14 protein-coding genes are annotated in these 16,031 nt (G+C 73.6%); 5 read left to right on the top strand and 9 right to left on the bottom strand.

Going from position 1 to position 16,031, the window contains the following annotated elements; genetic code table 11:
- The first annotated feature begins 29 nt into the window (after positions 1 to 29).
- Positions 30 to 1,085 (top strand): hypothetical protein, encoded by a 1,056-nt coding sequence (locus AB0L89_RS01085; RefSeq protein WP_365132264.1) that lies wholly within the window; start codon positions 30 to 32, stop codon positions 1,083 to 1,085.
- A gap of 105 nt (positions 1,086 to 1,190) precedes the next feature.
- Here the strand turns inward: AB0L89_RS01085 and AB0L89_RS01080 are convergent, their stop codons facing one another.
- The 5 genes from AB0L89_RS01080 to AB0L89_RS01060 all read right to left on the bottom strand — a co-directional run bounded on the left by AB0L89_RS01080 (position 1,191) and on the right by AB0L89_RS01060 (position 6,446).
- The gene (locus AB0L89_RS01080; RefSeq protein WP_365132261.1) at positions 1,191 to 2,366 is read right to left on the bottom strand and encodes a serine hydrolase domain-containing protein; all 1,176 of its coding nucleotides are present in this window, start codon (positions 2,364 to 2,366) and stop codon (positions 1,191 to 1,193) included.
- A gap of 102 nt (positions 2,367 to 2,468) precedes the next feature.
- Complete coding sequence (locus AB0L89_RS01075; RefSeq protein WP_365132258.1) at positions 2,469 to 4,289, bottom strand: TIGR03767 family metallophosphoesterase; 1,821 nt, start codon at positions 4,287 to 4,289, stop codon at positions 2,469 to 2,471.
- 255 nt (positions 4,290 to 4,544) lie between these two features.
- Complete coding sequence (locus AB0L89_RS01070) at positions 4,545 to 5,009, bottom strand: NUDIX hydrolase (RefSeq protein WP_365132255.1); 465 nt, start codon at positions 5,007 to 5,009, stop codon at positions 4,545 to 4,547.
- A 9-nt stretch (positions 5,010 to 5,018) separates the two neighbouring features.
- Positions 5,019 to 5,924 carry a pyridoxamine 5'-phosphate oxidase family protein gene (locus AB0L89_RS01065; RefSeq protein WP_365132252.1) on the bottom strand — a complete coding sequence of 302 codons (906 nt, stop codon included), beginning with the start codon at positions 5,922 to 5,924 and terminating at the stop codon, positions 5,019 to 5,021.
- 66 nt (positions 5,925 to 5,990) lie between these two features.
- Positions 5,991 to 6,446 carry a VOC family protein gene (locus tag AB0L89_RS01060; protein ID WP_365132250.1) on the bottom strand — a complete coding sequence of 152 codons (456 nt, stop codon included), beginning with the start codon at positions 6,444 to 6,446 and terminating at the stop codon, positions 5,991 to 5,993.
- A 125-nt stretch (positions 6,447 to 6,571) separates the two neighbouring features.
- Between AB0L89_RS01060 and AB0L89_RS01055 the strand changes: the two genes are divergently transcribed.
- Together AB0L89_RS01055 and AB0L89_RS01050 are read left to right on the top strand one after the other, a co-directional pair.
- Positions 6,572 to 7,126 (top strand): CGNR zinc finger domain-containing protein, encoded by a 555-nt coding sequence (locus AB0L89_RS01055; protein WP_365132247.1) that lies wholly within the window; start codon positions 6,572 to 6,574, stop codon positions 7,124 to 7,126.
- Between the two features lie 222 nt (positions 7,127 to 7,348).
- Positions 7,349 to 10,633: a S8 family serine peptidase gene (locus AB0L89_RS01050; RefSeq protein ID WP_365132244.1), complete on the top strand. Its 3,285-nt coding sequence runs from the start codon at positions 7,349 to 7,351 to the stop codon at positions 10,631 to 10,633.
- A gap of 106 nt (positions 10,634 to 10,739) precedes the next feature.
- Here AB0L89_RS01050 and AB0L89_RS01045 read toward each other — a convergent pair whose 3' ends face one another.
- Both AB0L89_RS01045 and AB0L89_RS01040 read right to left on the bottom strand, forming a co-directional pair.
- Positions 10,740 to 11,486 (bottom strand): hypothetical protein, encoded by a 747-nt coding sequence (locus tag AB0L89_RS01045; protein ID WP_365132241.1) that lies wholly within the window; start codon positions 11,484 to 11,486, stop codon positions 10,740 to 10,742.
- The gene (locus AB0L89_RS01040) at positions 11,483 to 12,016 is read right to left on the bottom strand and encodes a sigma-70 family RNA polymerase sigma factor (RefSeq protein WP_365132238.1); all 534 of its coding nucleotides are present in this window, start codon (positions 12,014 to 12,016) and stop codon (positions 11,483 to 11,485) included. The genes AB0L89_RS01045 and AB0L89_RS01040 overlap by 4 nt, the downstream gene beginning before the upstream one ends.
- A gap of 195 nt (positions 12,017 to 12,211) precedes the next feature.
- On the opposite strand from AB0L89_RS01040, the gene AB0L89_RS01035 reads away from it, so the two are divergent.
- Positions 12,212 to 13,228, top strand: a complete 1,017-nt coding sequence (locus AB0L89_RS01035) for an aspartate-semialdehyde dehydrogenase (RefSeq protein WP_365132235.1) — start codon at positions 12,212 to 12,214, stop codon at positions 13,226 to 13,228.
- 41 nt (positions 13,229 to 13,269) lie between these two features.
- On the opposite strand, the gene AB0L89_RS01030 is transcribed toward AB0L89_RS01035, so the two are convergent.
- Complete coding sequence (locus AB0L89_RS01030) at positions 13,270 to 14,469, bottom strand: MFS transporter (RefSeq protein WP_365132232.1); 1,200 nt, start codon at positions 14,467 to 14,469, stop codon at positions 13,270 to 13,272.
- Between the two features lie 111 nt (positions 14,470 to 14,580).
- Between AB0L89_RS01030 and AB0L89_RS01025 the strand changes: the two genes are divergently transcribed.
- Complete coding sequence (locus AB0L89_RS01025) at positions 14,581 to 15,462, top strand: LysR family transcriptional regulator (RefSeq protein WP_365132229.1); 882 nt, start codon at positions 14,581 to 14,583, stop codon at positions 15,460 to 15,462.
- Here AB0L89_RS01025 and AB0L89_RS01020 read toward each other — a convergent pair.
- Positions 15,459 to 16,025 carry a DUF1203 domain-containing protein gene (locus AB0L89_RS01020; protein ID WP_365132226.1) on the bottom strand — a complete coding sequence of 189 codons (567 nt, stop codon included), beginning with the start codon at positions 16,023 to 16,025 and terminating at the stop codon, positions 15,459 to 15,461. The genes AB0L89_RS01025 and AB0L89_RS01020 overlap by 4 nt on opposite strands.
- Positions 16,026 to 16,031: the final 6 nt, after the last annotated feature.

Genomic DNA, 16,031 nt, shown 5'->3' with positions numbered 1-16,031 from the left:
GGCCGAGGGCACGCGGGAACGACCGGGTCATGAACCACAACGCCCCGCTCTCCCCGCTCCCCCTGAACCACCTCGCCGACACCCAGCTCCGTGTCCTGAGCACCGCCCAGCTCCGCGAGCACGGCGTCTCCTCCGCCGAGGCCGGCGCCCACTGCCGCCCCGGCGGCCCCTGGCAGCAGCTCCTGCCGGGCGTGTACCTGCTGCACCCGGGCCCGCCCACCAGCGAGGAGCGGCTGCACGGCGCGCTGCTCTACACCGGCCGCCCGCCCGCCAGGACCGCCCAGGGCATCCCCGGCCAGCCCGGCGCGGGTGAACCGCACGCCCCGTACGCGGACGCGATGATCACCGGCCTGGCCGCACTCGCCCTGCACCGGTTCTCCTCCGCTCCCCCGCTGCTCTCCCTGGACCACATCGACGTCCTCGTGCCCCGCACCCGACGGCTGCGGTCCACCGGATTCACCCGGCTCGTGCGCGGCAACGCACTGCCGACTCCCCAGCAGATCACGGGAGTTCCGGTCGCCCCGGTGCCGCGCGCCCTCGCCGACGCGGTGGCGCAGCTCGCCGAGGCGGGCGTCGTGCGCCGGCTGCTCACCGAGGCGGTGCGCGGCGGGCACTGCGAACCGGCCGCGATCGTGCGGGAGTTGAACCACGCCCGGCTGCTCACCCGCCCGCACGTCGTCGACGCCGTCGACTCGCTGCTCGCCGAGGGCCGCGCCATCGCCGAGAGCCGCCTGTACCGGATGGTCTCCGACCACGGTCTGCCCGACCCGCTGTGGAACGTCGACCTGCGGCTGCCCGGCGGCCCCCACCTCGGCGGCGTCGACGCCTACTGGCCCGACCAGGCCGTCGCGGTGGAGCTGGACACCCGGGCGCCGCGGCAGGGCCTTCGGCAGGACGACGACGCGACGTGGTCGGAGTACGCCCGTAAGCGCGAGCACCTGGAGCGGCTCGGCATCACCGTCGTACACATCACCCCCAAGAAGCTCAGGGACGCGCTGGAGCAGCAGGCGGCGGTGGTGCGGACCGCGCTGATGGCCTCGGGGGACCGTGAGCCCGCCGCGTACGTCGTGGTGCTGCCGAGATAGCGCGGACGCGGTACCGCACTCGCAGGAGGGGAGTGCAGGGGCGGAGTCCGGACCGGTCCGGGTTCCGCCCCTGTGCATGTCCGCGTGCGGGCGTGCCGGGCCGCGTTACGAGCCGCAGTACTCCGCCTCGAACACCGCCTCCTCGTCCCCGCCGGGACCGTTGAAGTTGAGCGCCAGCGCATGGCGGCCGTCCGCCGTCGAGACCGCCACCGACGACGAGCCGTGGATGCCGCCGCCGTGCCCCCACACGACCGTCCCGCAGCTCGTCGTGATGGCCTCGATGCCCAGCCCGTACCGCCGGCCCGGCGCGTCGTCGCCCAGGGGCACCGTCGTCTTCATCTCGGCGAGCTGCTTCTTCGGCAGGAGCCGGCCGCGCAGCAGCGCGGTGTAGAAGCGGTTGAGGTCCGCCGAGTCGGAGATCATCGAACCGGCCGCGCCCGCGACGGTCGGATTGAGCTCCGTCACGTCGTGGAGCGGGGCGCCCGGCTCGTCGGAGAGCCTGGTGTACGCCCGTGAGGCGGGGCCCGGCAGGGCCGGATCGGTGCCGGGCACCTTCGTGGCGCGCAGGTGGAGCGGTTCGATGATCCGCTCCCTGATCTGCCGCGCGTACGACGTGCCGGTGATCTTCTCGATGAGCATGCCCGCGAGCACGTAGTTGGTGTTGGAGTACCTCCAGGCCGTGCCGGGCGCGAAGTCCGGCTTGTGGCGCATCGCGATGGCGACCAGTTCCTCGGGGGTCCAGGTGTCATAGCGGTGTTCGAGGAACTGCTCGCTGAACACCGTCCGCTGGAATCCCTCGTCGGCCGTGACGTTGAAGATCCCGCTGGTGTGGTTGAGGAGCTGCCGCACGGTGATCCGGTCCCCGTCGTGGCCGTGGCCCTCGACGACGCCCGGCAGCCACCGCCCGACCGTGTCGTCCAGGTCGAGTCTGCCCTCGGCCTCCAGCTGGAGGAGCACGGTGGCGACGAAGGTCTTGGTGATGCTGCCGACGCGGTAGCGGTCGTGCTCGCCGCGCGGAGTCTTGCGCTCCAGGTCGCCGAGGCCCGCGGCGGCGTTCCAGGGGCCGCGCCGGTCCTTCGCCTGCGCGGTCACGCCGGGCGCGTCCTCGTTGAGGGCGGCCCGCATCGCGCGCAGCGTCGCGCGGTGCCCGTCCGCGCCGCCCCGCTCCGGCGGCGCGGCGAACGCGGGGGCCGCGAAACCGCCCGCCACCACCGTCACGGCGAGCGCCGCCGCCACCCCGGCCCGTCCCCTCGACTGCCTCACGCGCTTGAGCACTGCCATGTGCTGCCCCTTCCGTCCCGACGGTCGTCGGCCGAGGGGACCCGGGGGCCGGTGCGGAGGTTGAGCGCCACGCCGGGGTTGAGCCGGATCCGGCCTTCCGGTTCAGCCCTTGCGCAGGACGAGTTCGGTGTTCCGGTCGCCCGCCTCGCCGCCCAGCGTGGGCTTGGCGCCGGGGGCGTTGAAGGACAGCTCGCGGTAGAGGGCGGCCAGACCGGTCTGGGAGAGGTCGGCGAAATCCGTGCGGTGCGGGGCGGCGGACTCGATGAGCGTGGTGAAGACGGAGATCGTGCCGTCGTGGTTGTCGGTGAGTTCGACGACCCGCGCCAGCTGCGGGAAGTCGATGTGGGACGCGGTGGAGACCTCCCAGAAGGAGCCGTGCGGGGTGCGGTGCGGGGTGATGGCGTTCTTGTGGCTGTGGCCGTTGACCCAGGCGAGGACGGAGCGGTGCCGGCCGAGCAGTTCGACGACCTCCTCGCCGCCGTGCCGGGCCTCGCCGGGCCGCGCCGGGTCGTGGCGCAGGTTCCGCATGGTCCTGCTGGTGTGGTGGCTGAGGACGACGACGTACGAGGGACCGCCGGCCCGCCGCTCGTTCGCCGCCAGCTCCCGCTCCAGCCAGCGCAGTTGCGAGGTCCCCAGCGACCCCTCGTAGTGGCCGCCCGGATCGGTGGTGTCGAGGCTGATGCCGAGCACGTCGTCGCTGATGCGGAAGGAGTAGTACTGGGTGGCGGAGGCGAGGTTCTCCTGGGTGTAGCCGTGGCCGACGGGGCCGGGGCCCGTGTGTGCGGGGTCCAGGTGCGCCCGGACGTACTCGGCGGGGGTGAAGGGTGCCCGTGACGCGTCCGGCGTGATGGACCGCATGCGTCGCGCCTCGCTCTTCAGGAGGTCCTTGAAGAGCGCGCCCTTGGGGTCGCGGCCCTTCTTGACGGCCTTCCACAGGGCCGCGCCCCGCGACTCGTCCAGGGACATCAGCTTCTTCCCGCCGACGGCGAACTCGGAGAGGTAGGAGTCCCTGGGCGCCCAGCAGCCGCCGGGCAGCGCGTCGTGGTTGCCGACCGTGGAGTACCAGGGCAGCCCGAGGCCGGGGCTGTTGACCTCGCGGATCGCGGCGTCGAGGAAGCCGTGCAGGCGCGGGAACCCGAGGTTCTTGTCGGCGTCGCGGACCGCGTCGTCGGGCTGCCAGTACAGCGTGAGGCCGCTGGACTGCACGCCTTCGTAGCGGCGCGGGTCACCGGTGTTGGGGCGGATGCGGCCGCCGTTCATCACCGTCAGGAACCAGTCCAGTTCGGCCCGCGAGTTGTTGTCGGTGTTGTCGCCGGTCGTCACGACGCAGTGCAGGGGCGCGCCGGTGGCGGGCGCGCCGCGCAGGGCGTTGACCCGCTCGACCAGGGAGACGGCACCGGCCACCGACAGGGACTCGTGGGGCCGCCAGGCGCTCGCGGTCTGCGCCCGCAAGTACTCGTACCGCAGGGGGTGTTGTACGTCGACGAGGTGCAGGTCGGTGAACTGGACGAACGCGGCGAGCGCGGTGCGCCGCCCCTCGCGCCCCGCCTTGGCCGCCGCGAGGTCGCCGCGCACGACGCGCCGCCAGGCGGGCCCGTCGCCGAGCCGCCGGTAGCCGGAGGTGCCGCGGGCGGCGGCGACGGTGAGCAGGGTGGTGCCGTTCTTGTACGGCATGAGGGGCGCGGCGGGGGCGGGCCTGGAGCGCGCGATGGCGGCCCGGCCCGCGGGGGCGGCGTTGCCGGAGCCGGCGCCGGGCCCGAGCGCGTAGCCGATCCCGGCCGAGAGGCCGACCGCTCCGGCGGCGGCCAGCAGGGCGCGGCGGTCGAGCCGGCCCGTGGCGGTGGCGGCGGAGGCGGCCGTCGCGGTGGCGACGCCCGCTACGGCCGTGGCGGTTGCGGTGGTGACAGAGCGTATGCGCGACATGGCGCGGTCTCCCCGAGTGCGAACGCGTCGGCAGTGGTCGCGGGGGGTCCGGGCCCGGCTGCGGCCCGTGAACTCTCCGCTCGTACTGGATCGTTGGCATCGGGGGTGGCCTGCGCGTGAACGAGACCGCAACGGGCGGCGCCGATCACCGTACGTGGATCATCGGGTGCCCTGCGTGGTCACGCGACCCTCTCCGGGCGGAGAGGAGGCGGTCACTCCACGTTCACCTTTCGGGGAAGGGAAGGCGGCGGGAGCTCAGTGCGGGGTGTCCGGGGCGTGGCGGTGTCCGTCGGCCGGGCGGGAGCGCCACAGCTCCAGGCCGATGTCGACGAGGCCGACGCGGTCGAGGTCCGGCACGGCCTCCAGGGGGTGCCAGGCCGCGAGGTCCGTGGAGCCGTCCGTCTCGTGGCGCAGTTCGCCGCCGGTGACGCGCCCCTCGTACACGATCCGCAGCCCGTGGAAGTCGGCGACGGCGCCGAGCCTGCGGGGGTAGCGGCGGCGCAGCGAGTCGACGCCGAGGAGCGCGACCGGCTCGACGACGTAGCCGGTCTCCTCGTCGGCCTCGCGGATCACGGTGTCGTAGGGGTCCTCGCCGTGGTCCATGCCGCCGCCGGGCAGCGTCCACCGTCTGCTGCCGTCACCGGCGACCCAGCGGGCCAGCAGCACCTGCCCGTCGCGTACGCATACGGCGTAGGCCGCCACCCGGAGCTCTTTGTGCACAGGGTGACGCTAGTCCCCGTTGCCGGGATTGGCAGGGGAGAACTCGGGGTCGGACCAACGCCACGGGCTGGCGTGCGGGGTCTCGACCGCCTCCGCGAGGTCGAACCGGACCGTGCGCGAGCCGTCGGCCGCGTGCAGCGTGCGGGCCGTGCCGGTGAGCTGGAGGGACGTGCCCGTCGTCCAGTCGAGGAAGAGGAGTCCGGCGCGGGGGTCCTCGACGAGGTTGCCGAGGCTGAGGAACATCGCGTTGCCCGGGAAGTCGTCCCATTCCAGGGTGTACGGCGAGGTGACGCGCACGAAGCCGGGGTTGCCGCCGCGGTGGCTGGCGTCGGCGCCGCGGGCGTGGACGGTGGCGAGGAAGAAGGTGTCGGCGGCGGCGACGAACGCGCGCTGCCCGTCGGTGAGCCGCGTGCCGCGCACGGGCTCGCCGGGCCCCTCCGGCCGCCGCCCCTCGTACAGCTCCCGCTTCTGGAGGTACTTCGGGCAGTTGGAGAACACCTGGTCGGCGGCGATCGCCAGGCCTCGGGAGGTGGGCCGGGCCCGGCCGTTGAGGCGCATGCGGCGCCGGGTGCGCGGGTCCAGGGCGATGGTGCCGACGGGGGTGCCCTCGCGGGCGAGGGCGGCGGCGAGGGGGTCGCCGGGGCGCGGCGCCCCGGCGACCGAGATCTGCCGGGGCCCCGTGGCCCGTACGAAGCCGGGGTCGCCGGTGAGCGGCGAGGCGTGGACCGCGCCCGTCCCGTCCGCGCCGCCGATCACCAGCAGCGGCTGGAGCTCCAGGAAGGCGGCGGCGACGGGGCGGATGCCCTGGCCTATCGAGCGGCCCACGTGGTCGGCGAGGTCGCGCACGCCGGCCTTGTCCTGCACGGTGCGGGAGCCCTGGTGGTAGGGGGACCGCGTTTCGGTGTGCGGCGTCATCGGTGAGCTCCTTCTGCGGGTGCGTCGTGGCGTGTCGCGCGGTTCCCCGTGCCTCTTGCGGGGCGCCTAGAAGAAGCCGCACGTCGGTGCCGACTCCACCGGGGCATCGGCCTCCTCGGCCCCGGACGCGGCGAAGATCTCCAGGCGTGTGCCGTCCGGGTCGTGGAAGAAGATCCCGCCGGACGCCGCACCCTCGCCGTGCGGCACCACGCCGTCGTACGCGAACTCCACGCCGTACTCCCGCAGCGCGTTCTCGTACTGCCTGACCTGCTCGATGGTGTCGACCTCCAGGGCGAGGTGGTGCAGGCCGGCGCGCCCCGGGGCGTACCCGGCGTCCGCCTGCTGCCAGAGCGTGAGCACGGGGCGGCCGCCCTCCCCGAGGAAGGCGAAGCGGCGGCCCTCCTCCTTGCCCTCGCCGATGACGCCGTACCCGATGACGTCGCGGTAGAAGGCGAGCGAACGCTCCAGGTCGGTGACGTTCAGCCCGATGTGGCCGGTGCGCGGAGCGGTGGACGTGGTCATGACTCTCCCCTGGTCTGCCTGGAATCCGTCGTCGTACTAACCTTTCAACACGACATTAAAGGTTAGGCGCGGACGCCGTCAACCGGTCACGTAACCTTGAGGGGTTAGCACCGAAGGGAGCCCCCATGCCCGCCGCCCAGCCCCCGCACGACCCCCGGCCGCTCGTCGGCGAGCCGCTCTCCCTCGACCTGCTCAACACCGTCTGGATGCACGAGGGCGAGCGCCAGGACCTGCTGACCGGCACCGAGGGGCTCGCGGTCTGGCTCGGAGCGAACGGGCTCGACGCCCGCTTCGCCGCCGACGGGCCGACCCTGGAGCACACCCTGCGCGCCCGCGACGCGCTCGCCGCCGTCGTGGACTCCCCCGGCGACCCGGTGGGCACCGCCCGCGTCGACGAGGTCCTCGCACACGGCCGCATCCGCGCGACCCTGACCCCGCGGGGCCCCGGCGAGGAGCCCGAGTTCGCGGACCCGGCCCGGGGCCCGGCCTGGCTCGCGGCGCGCGACTACCTCCGCCTCCTGGCCGCCGCGCCCGACCGGATCCGCGGCTGCGCCCACGAGGCGTGCGTCCTGCACTTCTTCGACACCTCGCGCAACGGCACCCGCCGCTGGTGCTCCATGGCGGCCTGCGGCAACCGCGCGAAGGCCGCGCGGCACTACGCGCGCTCGCGCGAGACGTGACAGGGCCGGGAACAGTTCCCGGCCCAAGTCACCCTATGCACCGCCTTGTCCGCCATGGCGTATGGCGGAATTACGCCATGCCCCGATCACAGCTCGGACAACTCTCCCCAAACAGCAGCCACTTGCGTAAGGCTGAGCGGTCGTCCGGCCCCGGATTCCGGAACTTCCCGGTCTCCGGGCCGGACCGACCCTCCTTCCCGACCTTCACGCACAGGGATGCCGATGCCCAGATCCAGTTCCAGCGCCAGACGCGCGCCCCGTCTCGCGATAGCCGTCGGCCTCACCGCCGCGCTCTGCGCGACCGGGGCCGCTCCCCTGGCCTTCGCGGCGGACGAGTCCCCCGCGCCCGCCCCCAAGTCCGCGGGCGGCAAGCTCGGTTCGGCCGACGCCGACCTGCTCGCCGACGCCAAGGCGGACGGCGAGAAGACCGTCACGATGATGGTCGCCACCGCGCCCGGCGCCACCGAGCAGGTCGCCGACCAGCTCGACGGCGTCAAGGGCGGCTCCGTGGGCCGCACCGACGACAAGCTCGGCTACGTCCGCGCGACCGTGCCGACCGCCAAGGCCGACGCCGCGATCAAGTCGGCCGCGAAGCTGTCGTCCGTGCACGCCATCGATCTGCGCCACGAGATCGAACTGGACGACCCGACCCCGGCGGCGGACCGCGCGAAGGGCGCGAAGCCGGCCGCCAAGGGGACGTACCCGGGGCCGGACAAGAACACCCCCGCGAAGAACCCGTACAACCCGTCCGCCGAGACGGGCGCCGTCGACTTCGTGAAGAAGCACCCGAAGGCCGACGGCCGGGGCATCACCATCGGCATCCTCGACTCGGGCATCGACCTCGCCCACCCGGCGCTGCAGAAGACGACGACCGGCGAGCGCAAGATCACCGACTGGGTCACCGCCACCGACCCGATCGTCGACCAGGACGGCACCTGGCGCCGCATGACCAACCCGGTCACCGGCCCCACCTTCGCCTGGGACAGCGAGACGTGGAAGGCCCCCGCGGGCTCCTTCCAGGTCAACCGCTTCCGCGAGTCCGCCACCACCGGCGGCGACGCCAAGGGCGACATCAACCGCGACGGCGACACCACCGACAGCTGGGGCGTCCTGTACGACCCGGCCGCCGGCACGGTCCGCGTCGACCTGAACAACAACAACGACTTCACCGACGACGAGGTCCTCAAGCCGTACAAGGACGACCACCAGGTCGCCTACTTCGGCAAGGACGACCCGGCGACCGACGTCGTCGAGCGCGTCCCGTTCGTCGTCGAGATCCGCAAGGACGTGCCGACCGACCCCTACGGCGGCGACTGGGTCGGCAAGAAGGCCGACTTCGTCAACATCGGCGTCATCGAGTCCGAGCACGGCACGCACGTCGCGGGCATCACCGCCGCCAACGGCCTGTTCGGCGGCAGGATGAGCGGTGCCGCCCCCGGCGCCAAGCTGGTCTCCTCGCGCGCCTGCACCTGGACCGGCGGCTGCACCAACGTCGCGCTCACCGAGGGCATGATCGACCTCGTCACCAAGCGCGGCGTCGACATCGTGAACATGTCGATCGGCGGCCTCCCTGCCCTCAACGACGGCAACAACGCGCGCGCCGAGCTCTACACGCGGCTCATCGACACCTACGGCGTCCAGCTGGTGATCTCCGCGGGCAACTCCGGCCCCGGCGCGAACACCATCGGCGACCCTGGCCTCGCCGACAAGGTCATCTCGGTCGGCGCCGCCATCTCCAAGGAGACCTGGGCCGCCAACTACGGCTCCCAGGTGGATCGTTCGTACGCGATGATGCCGTTCTCCTCGCGCGGCCCGCGTGAGGACGGCGGCTTCGCGCCGATCATCTCGGCGCCGGGCTCGGCCATCAACACCACGCAGACCTGGCTGCCCGGCTCCCCGGTCGCCGAGGCCGGCTACCAGCTGCCCGCCGGCTACTCGATGCTGCAGGGCACCTCGATGGCGTCCCCGCAGGCCGCGGGCGCCTCGGCCCTCCTCCTCTCCGCCGCGAAGCGGGAGAAGATCGACCTCACCCCGGCGAAGCTGCGCACCGCGCTGACCTCGACCGCGGACCGCATCCGCGGCGAGCAGGCGTACGCCCAGGGCACCGGCCTCATCGACGTCGTCGACGCCTGGGAGGCCATCGAGGACGACGCGACGGCGCACACCTACACGGTGAAGGCCCCGGTCGACACCGCCCTGGAGCAGGAGCTGAAGAAGCCCGGCACCGGCATCTACGACCGTGAGGGCGGCCTGAAGGCCGGCCAGAAGCGGACCTACGACGTGACGGTCACCCGCACCTCGGGCCCGGACCGCGGCGTCCGCCACGAGCTGGACCTCGTCAACAACCACGAGGACACCTTCAAGCTGCTCACCAAGGGCGACGTGACGCTGCCGCTGAACAAGCCGGTCACCGTCAAGGTCCAGGCGAAGGCCAAGTCGGCCGGCCTGCACAGCGCGATCCTCACCGTCGACGACGAGCGCACCGAGGGCGTCGACCAGCAGATCATGACGACGGTCGTCGTCTCGACCCCGCTGGCCAAGCCCGCGTACACCTTCTCGGCGTCCGGCTCGACGCAGCGCAACACCCCGCAGTCCTACTTCGTCACCGTCCCCAAGGGCGCCAAGTCCCTGGAGGTCTCCCTCGGCGGCCTGAAGGACAAGAGCCAGACCCGCTTCATCGCGGTGCACCCGTACGGCGTCCCGGTCGACTCCACGTCGTCGATCGTCTGCTACCCGAACTACGAGAACCCCGCCAACACCTGCCGCCCGGACCTGCGTTCGTACGCGGAGCCGCAGGCCGGTGTCTGGGAGATCGAGGTCGAGTCGCGCCGTACGTCGCCGCTGCTCGACAACCCGTACAAGCTGAACGTCGCCGCGCTCGGCGTCGCCTTCGACCCCGCCGTGCAGACGCTCCCGGAGGCGAAGGTCGGCTCGGCCGCCCCCGTCTCCTGGAAGGTCACGAACAACTTCGCGGCCGTCGACGGCAAGCTGAAGGGCGGCTCGCTGGGCTCGGCCAAGTCCGCGAAGCCCACCATCAAGCCGAACGAGACCCAGGTCACCGAGGTCGTCGTCCCCGCGGGCGCCGAGCGGCTCGACGTCGCCATCGGCTCGACCTCGGACGTCGCCGCCGACCTGGACCTGGCCGTCAAGAAGGACGGCAAGGTCGTCGGTTCGTCGGCGGAGGGCGACTCGGAGGAGTCGGTCAGCCTGACGAAGCCGGCCGCCGGGACGTACACGATCGAGGTGACGGGCTACTCGGTGCCGTCCGGCTCGACCACGTACGACTACCGTGACGTCTTCTTCTCGGACGCGCTCGGCAAGGTCACGGTCGACGACGCGAAGCAGGTCCGGCTCGGCAACGGCGCCACGGCCGCGGTCGACGCGAAGGTCGAGGCCAAGGCCCCGGCCGCCGAGGGCCGCGAGCTGTTCGGCGAGGTGTCCCTGCTGAACGCGGGCGGCACGGTCGCGGGCAGCGGCAGCGTGAAGGTGGAGAAGGTCACGCCGTAACGGCCGGGGCCGCCGCGGTCGGCGGCCCTCGTGGAAGAGTCCCGTCGGGATGTCGCCCTGGTGCGCATTCCGGCGGGACTCTTCCGCGATCGGCCCCCGCTCCCCCTCAGTCCCCCGGCCCCGGCCGGCCGTCGCAGCGGATGTCCTGCGACTTCGGGAGGGCCTTGGTGATCATCTTGCGGAGCGGGGCGCGGTCCTTGCCCGTCGCCCAGTTGTCCGGCTCCGCCGCGCCCTTGGGGATGGTGATCAGGGTGCGGTCGCCCTTCTTCAGGCGGGGGTCCACGTCGTGGACCATCGGGAAGGTGATCGTGGCGGGGCCCGTCGTCGGCTTCAGGTAGTCGCTCACCTCGACCGTGATGCGGTCGCGCTCCGCTCCCGGGACCGGGGTGACCTCGGTGACCGTCCCCTCGGCGATGAGGCGTGAGCAGGCCACGAAGCCCTCGGGGCTCTGGTCCGCGTCCGCGCCGCCGCCCGCCCTCTCGTCGGGCGCCGCCTCCTTCGCCGCGCCCGCGGAGTCGTCGCCCGCCGTCGGGCCGCCCGCCATGACCAGCCAGGCCGCCCCGCTCACCAGCGCCGCCGCCACCACGGCGGCGACCGCGACGAACACCACGGCCACGAAGTCGCGCCTGCGGCGCGGCGGGCACAGCGGGACGGGCTCGGCCGGTGGCGCCGGGCGCGCCGCCAGCGCGTCGCCCACGGCGCCGAGACGCTCCCTGAGCAGGGCGACGTCGGCCACGGCCGCCGCGTGCTCGGCGGCGAAGCCGGGATCGGCGCGGGCCCCGTCGGGCACCGGGTCGTCCGTCAGGGCGAGCATCAGCGCGTCGACGTCGTTGTCCTTGGCGGCCACGGTCACACCACCTCCCCTTCGTGCAGCCGGGCCCGCAGGAGCCGTACCGCCGAGTGCAGTCTGCTCTTGACCGTGCCCTCCGGGATGCCGAGTTCCGTGGCGATGGCCCGTACCGGCAGGTCGGCGTAGAAGCGCAGGACCACGACCTGGCGCTGGGCGTCCGGCAGCTCGCCGAGGCCCTGGGCGACGGCGAGCGAGGTGGCCCGCGCCTCCGCGCCGTCCTCGTCGGTGGACTCGCGCCACAGCACCGCGAGCCGCTCGCCGAGCCGCTCCTGCCTGCGCCGGGCCCGGTGCCAGTCCATGGCGAGGTTGGAGGCGACGACGGCCGCCCACGCCGAGACGTCGCGCGGGGCCTCGCGGCCGTCCGCGGCCCGCTCCAGGAGCTTCAGCCGGACCTGCTGCACCCCGTCGGGCAGGTCGGCGTGCGGCACCCCGCCGAGCGCGAGCACCGCCCGCACCCGGTCCTCCTGGGCGGCGTCCAAGGGATCCGCCCCCCGGGTCCCCGCCTGCGCGCGGCGCGCTTTTCTGCGCAGCACTGTGCCCCTCCCGTCCCCGCGTTTCCCCTAGGACGCCGGGGGCGTCCGAAACGTTCGGACGAATGTGGCGTCCCGCACCTCGGACAATGGATTGGACAAGGCGGCCGTGGACAGACGCATCATGGAGCAAGCCCGGGCCCAGGTCACCAGGCCGGACGCACAGTCGCGGGCCACGCACATACGGAGGAAGTCCCTGTGAAGGTCGGAATCGTCGGAGCCACCGGTCAGGTCGGCAAGGTCATGCGCAAGATCCTCGTCGAGCGGGACTTCCCCGTCGACGAGCTGCGCCTGTTCGCCTCGGCCCGCAGCGCCGGCACGGTCGTGGACGGCGTGACGGTCGAGGACGCCTCGACGGCCGACTTCACGGGCCTGGACATCGTGCTGTTCTCGGCCGGCGGCGCCACCTCCAAGGCCCTCGCCGAGAAGGTCGCCTCGCAGGGCGCCGTGGTGATCGACAACTCCTCGGCGTGGCGGCGCGACCCCGAGGTGCCGCTGGTGGTCTCCGAGGTGAACCCGCACGCGATCAAGGACCGCCCCAAGGGCATCATCGCCAACCCGAACTGCACGACGATGGCCGCCATGCCGGTCCTCAGGCCGCTGCACGCCGAGGCCGGTCTTGAGGCGCTGGTCGTCGCCACCTACCAGGCCGTCTCCGGGTCCGGTCTCGCCGGTGTCGACGAGCTCTTCGAGCAGGTCAAGAAGGTCGGTGAGGACGCGCCGAAGCTCACGCACGACGGCTCCGCGGTGGACTTCCCCGAGCCGGACAAGTACGTCGCGCCGATCGCGTACAACGTCCTGCCGATGGCGGGCTCCGTCGTCGACGACGGTCTGAACGAGACCGACGAGGAGCAGAAGCTGCGCCACGAGTCCCGCAAGATCCTGGAGATCCCGGAGCTCAAGGTCTCGGGCACCTGCGTGCGCGTGCCGGTCTTCACCGGGCACTCCCTCCAGGTCAACGCCCGCTTCGCGCGGCCGATCAGCCCCGAGCGCGCCACCGAGATCCTCTCCTCGGCCGAGGGCGTCGTCGTCACGGACGTGCCCACGCCGCTGGCCGCCGCGGGCAAGGACGACGCGTTCGTGGGCCGCATCCGGGGCGACGAGACGGTCGAGAACGGCCTGGCGTTCTTCATCGCCGACGACAACCTCCGCAAGGGCGCGGCGCTGAACGCCGTCCAGATCGCGGAGCTGGTGGCGGCCGAGCTCAAGGGCTGACACCCCGGACGGACGCTTCCCTCGTACGCGGAAGGGGGCGGTCACCCTTCGCGGGTGGCCGCCCCCTTCGCGCAGGCCACCGCCACCAGCGCGAGGCCCGCGAGGCCGCCGCCGAGCCACAGGACCGCGCCAGGACCGCCGCCGTCCGCGACCCGGCCGCCGAGGAAGGCGCCGAGCGCTATGGCCACGTTGAACACCCCGGCGAAGAGCGCCGACGCCGTGTCGCGGGCGTGCGGGGCCGCGGCCATCACCCAGTTCTGGGCGGAGACGGAGACCCCGCCGTACGCCAGGCCCCACGCCACGAGCAGCGCCACCGACGCGGCGAGCGAGCCGCCCGCGGGCACCATCAGGAGCGTCACGGCGCCGAGCACGGCGCAGATGGCGAGCAGCGCCCTGCGCGGGTCGCGGGCCGCGACGGCGCCGCCCGCGAAGTTGCCGACGATGCCGGCCACGCCGTAGGCGAGGAGCAGCCCGCTGATCAGGCCCGCGCCGATGCCGGGCACGCGTTCCAGGACGGGGCGCACATAGGTGTACGCGGCGAAGTGGCCGGTGACCAGGAGGGTGACGGCGAGGAGTCCGGCCCGCAGCCGGCCGATGCGCAGCAGCGCGGCGAACGCGCCGAGCCTGATCCCCTCGCGGACGGGCAGCTCCGGCAGGACCGCGGCGAGCAGCCCCGCGACGGCGAGGGCGAGCACGGCCAGGGACGCGAACCCCCAGCGCCAGCCGGCCAGTTCGCCCAGGAGCGTGCCGGCGGGCACCCCGACGACGGACGCCACCGCTATCCCGCTGAAGATCACCGCGGTGGCCCGCCCCGCGGACCGCGCGCGGACCAGCCGGACGCCGAGCCCGGCCGCGATGGCCCAGACGCCGCCGATGCAGACGCCCACCAGGACGCGCGCGACGAGCAGCACGCCGAAGGCGGGCGCGAGCGCGGAGGCGACGTTGGCGGCGGCGAGCAGCGCCATCAGCGCGCACAGCACCGTGCGCCGGTCGGCGTGGCGCACGGCGACGGGGAGCAGCAGGGCCGCGAGCGCCGCGACGATGCCGGGCAGCGTGACGGTGAGGCCCGCGGTGCCGTCGGAGACGCCGAGGTCCGCGCTCATGGCGGTGAGGAGTCCGACGGGGAGCATCTCCGTGGTGACGACGGAGAAGGTGGCGACGGCCACCGCCGCGACGGCGAGGCGGCCCCGGGGGCGGGGCGGCGCGCTCTGCCGTGCGGGTATCTGTGTGCTCTGAGACATGGCATCCACCCTGTGGGGGTCCCCGCCCGGGAACAACGCGGAAGATCTCATCCTTGTATGAGCCGGATTGATCGATCGGGACATCGGGCACACGGGAGAGGGACGCACGCCATGGGCGGACCGGGGAACGGACTGGAGATCCGGGAGCTGGAGTGTTTCCTGGTGCTCGCCGAGGAGCTGCACTTCGGGCGGGCGGGTGAGCGGCTCTACGTCTCGCAGAGCCGCGTCAGCCAGTTGCTGGCCGCCCTGGAGCGGCGGATCGGCGCGCGCCTGCTGGAGCGTACGAGCCGCAGGGTCCGGCTGACCACACTCGGGGAGCGTTTTCTCGCCGAACTGCGGCCTTCGTACGAGGAGTTGACCTCGGTCGTGGAGCGGGCGAGGACGGCGGCGCGGGGCGTCGAGGGCACGCTGAGGATCGGTTTCCAGGGGACCGCGGACGCGCGTCTCATGGCGGCCATCGAGGTCTTCCAGGAGCGGCACCCGGGGTGCGCGACGGAGATCGTGGAGATTCCCTTCGCGGACCCCTTCGGCGCGGTGCGGTCCGGTGCCGTGGACGCGGCGATCGTGCTGCTCCCGGTCGCCGAGCCGGATCTCGTGCTCGGTCCCGTCCTGTCCGGTGAGCCGCAGACCGTCGCGGTGTCGGTGCGGCACCCGTTCGCGGGGCGCGCCTCGCTGACGGCGGCGGAGCTGACGGGGACTCCGCTGATCTCGGCGGCGGGGCCCGCCCCCGCGTACTGGCGCGAGGCGCACGCCCCCTCCGGCGCGCCCGCGCCCGCGGTCCGCACGCTCCAGGAGGGTCTGACGCTGGTCGCGGCGGACCGGGGCGCGATGCTGCTGTGCACGCCGACGGCGGAGTACCACGGCCGCAGGGACATCGTCTTCGTCCCGGTCGACGGGGTGCCGGACTCGGTCCTCGGGATGGTCTGGCACCGGGACGGGGAGACGGCGCGGGTGCGGGAGTTCGCGCGGGCGGTGGCGGCGGAGCGCGGCTAGCCCGCCGGTCCCGGCCTGCGCACCTCGAACTGGAAGCAGCCGTACTCGACGGCGCGCACGTGCACGAGGGCGACCTCGGGGTCGGCGAAGGCCTCGGCGAACGCGGCGTCGAAGCCCCGTTCCTGGTCCTCGGGGATCTCCAGGCGGCGGCCCCCGACGATGTGTCCGGCGGCGTCGTAGCGGCGGATCGTGCGCTGGGCACCGGCCCGGGAGAAGGGATAGCCCGCGCGCTCCGGCGCCGGGCCCGCGCAGGGGTCGGCGTGGATGAAGACGGGCCCCTGCTCGTCGTAGGCACCGGGGGCCGCACCGGTCTCGGCGGCCCAGCGGCGCAGCGGCGCGTACGAGACGAGGGCGACGCGCTCACCGGGGGCGACGGGCCGCAGACAGCACCGCAGCGGGGAGCCGCCCTCGTGGTCGACGTACGGCACGCGGGCCTGCCCGGCGTCGTCGACGTCGCGGAGCTGCCGGAGGACGGCGGGGGCGATGGGGAGCGGGGTGTAGGCGGTGGGGACGCGGTCGGTGGCGGTGTGCGGGGTGCTGGTGGTGTCCGGTGCGCTGTTCATGCCCCG

The sequence above is a fragment of the Streptomyces sp. NPDC052114 genome, from assembly GCF_040680155.1.
Classification (GTDB): domain Bacteria; phylum Actinomycetota; class Actinomycetes; order Streptomycetales; family Streptomycetaceae; genus Streptomyces.
Note: the sequence above shows the minus strand (reverse complement) of the source record. Positions and strands in the feature narration are given on the sequence as shown.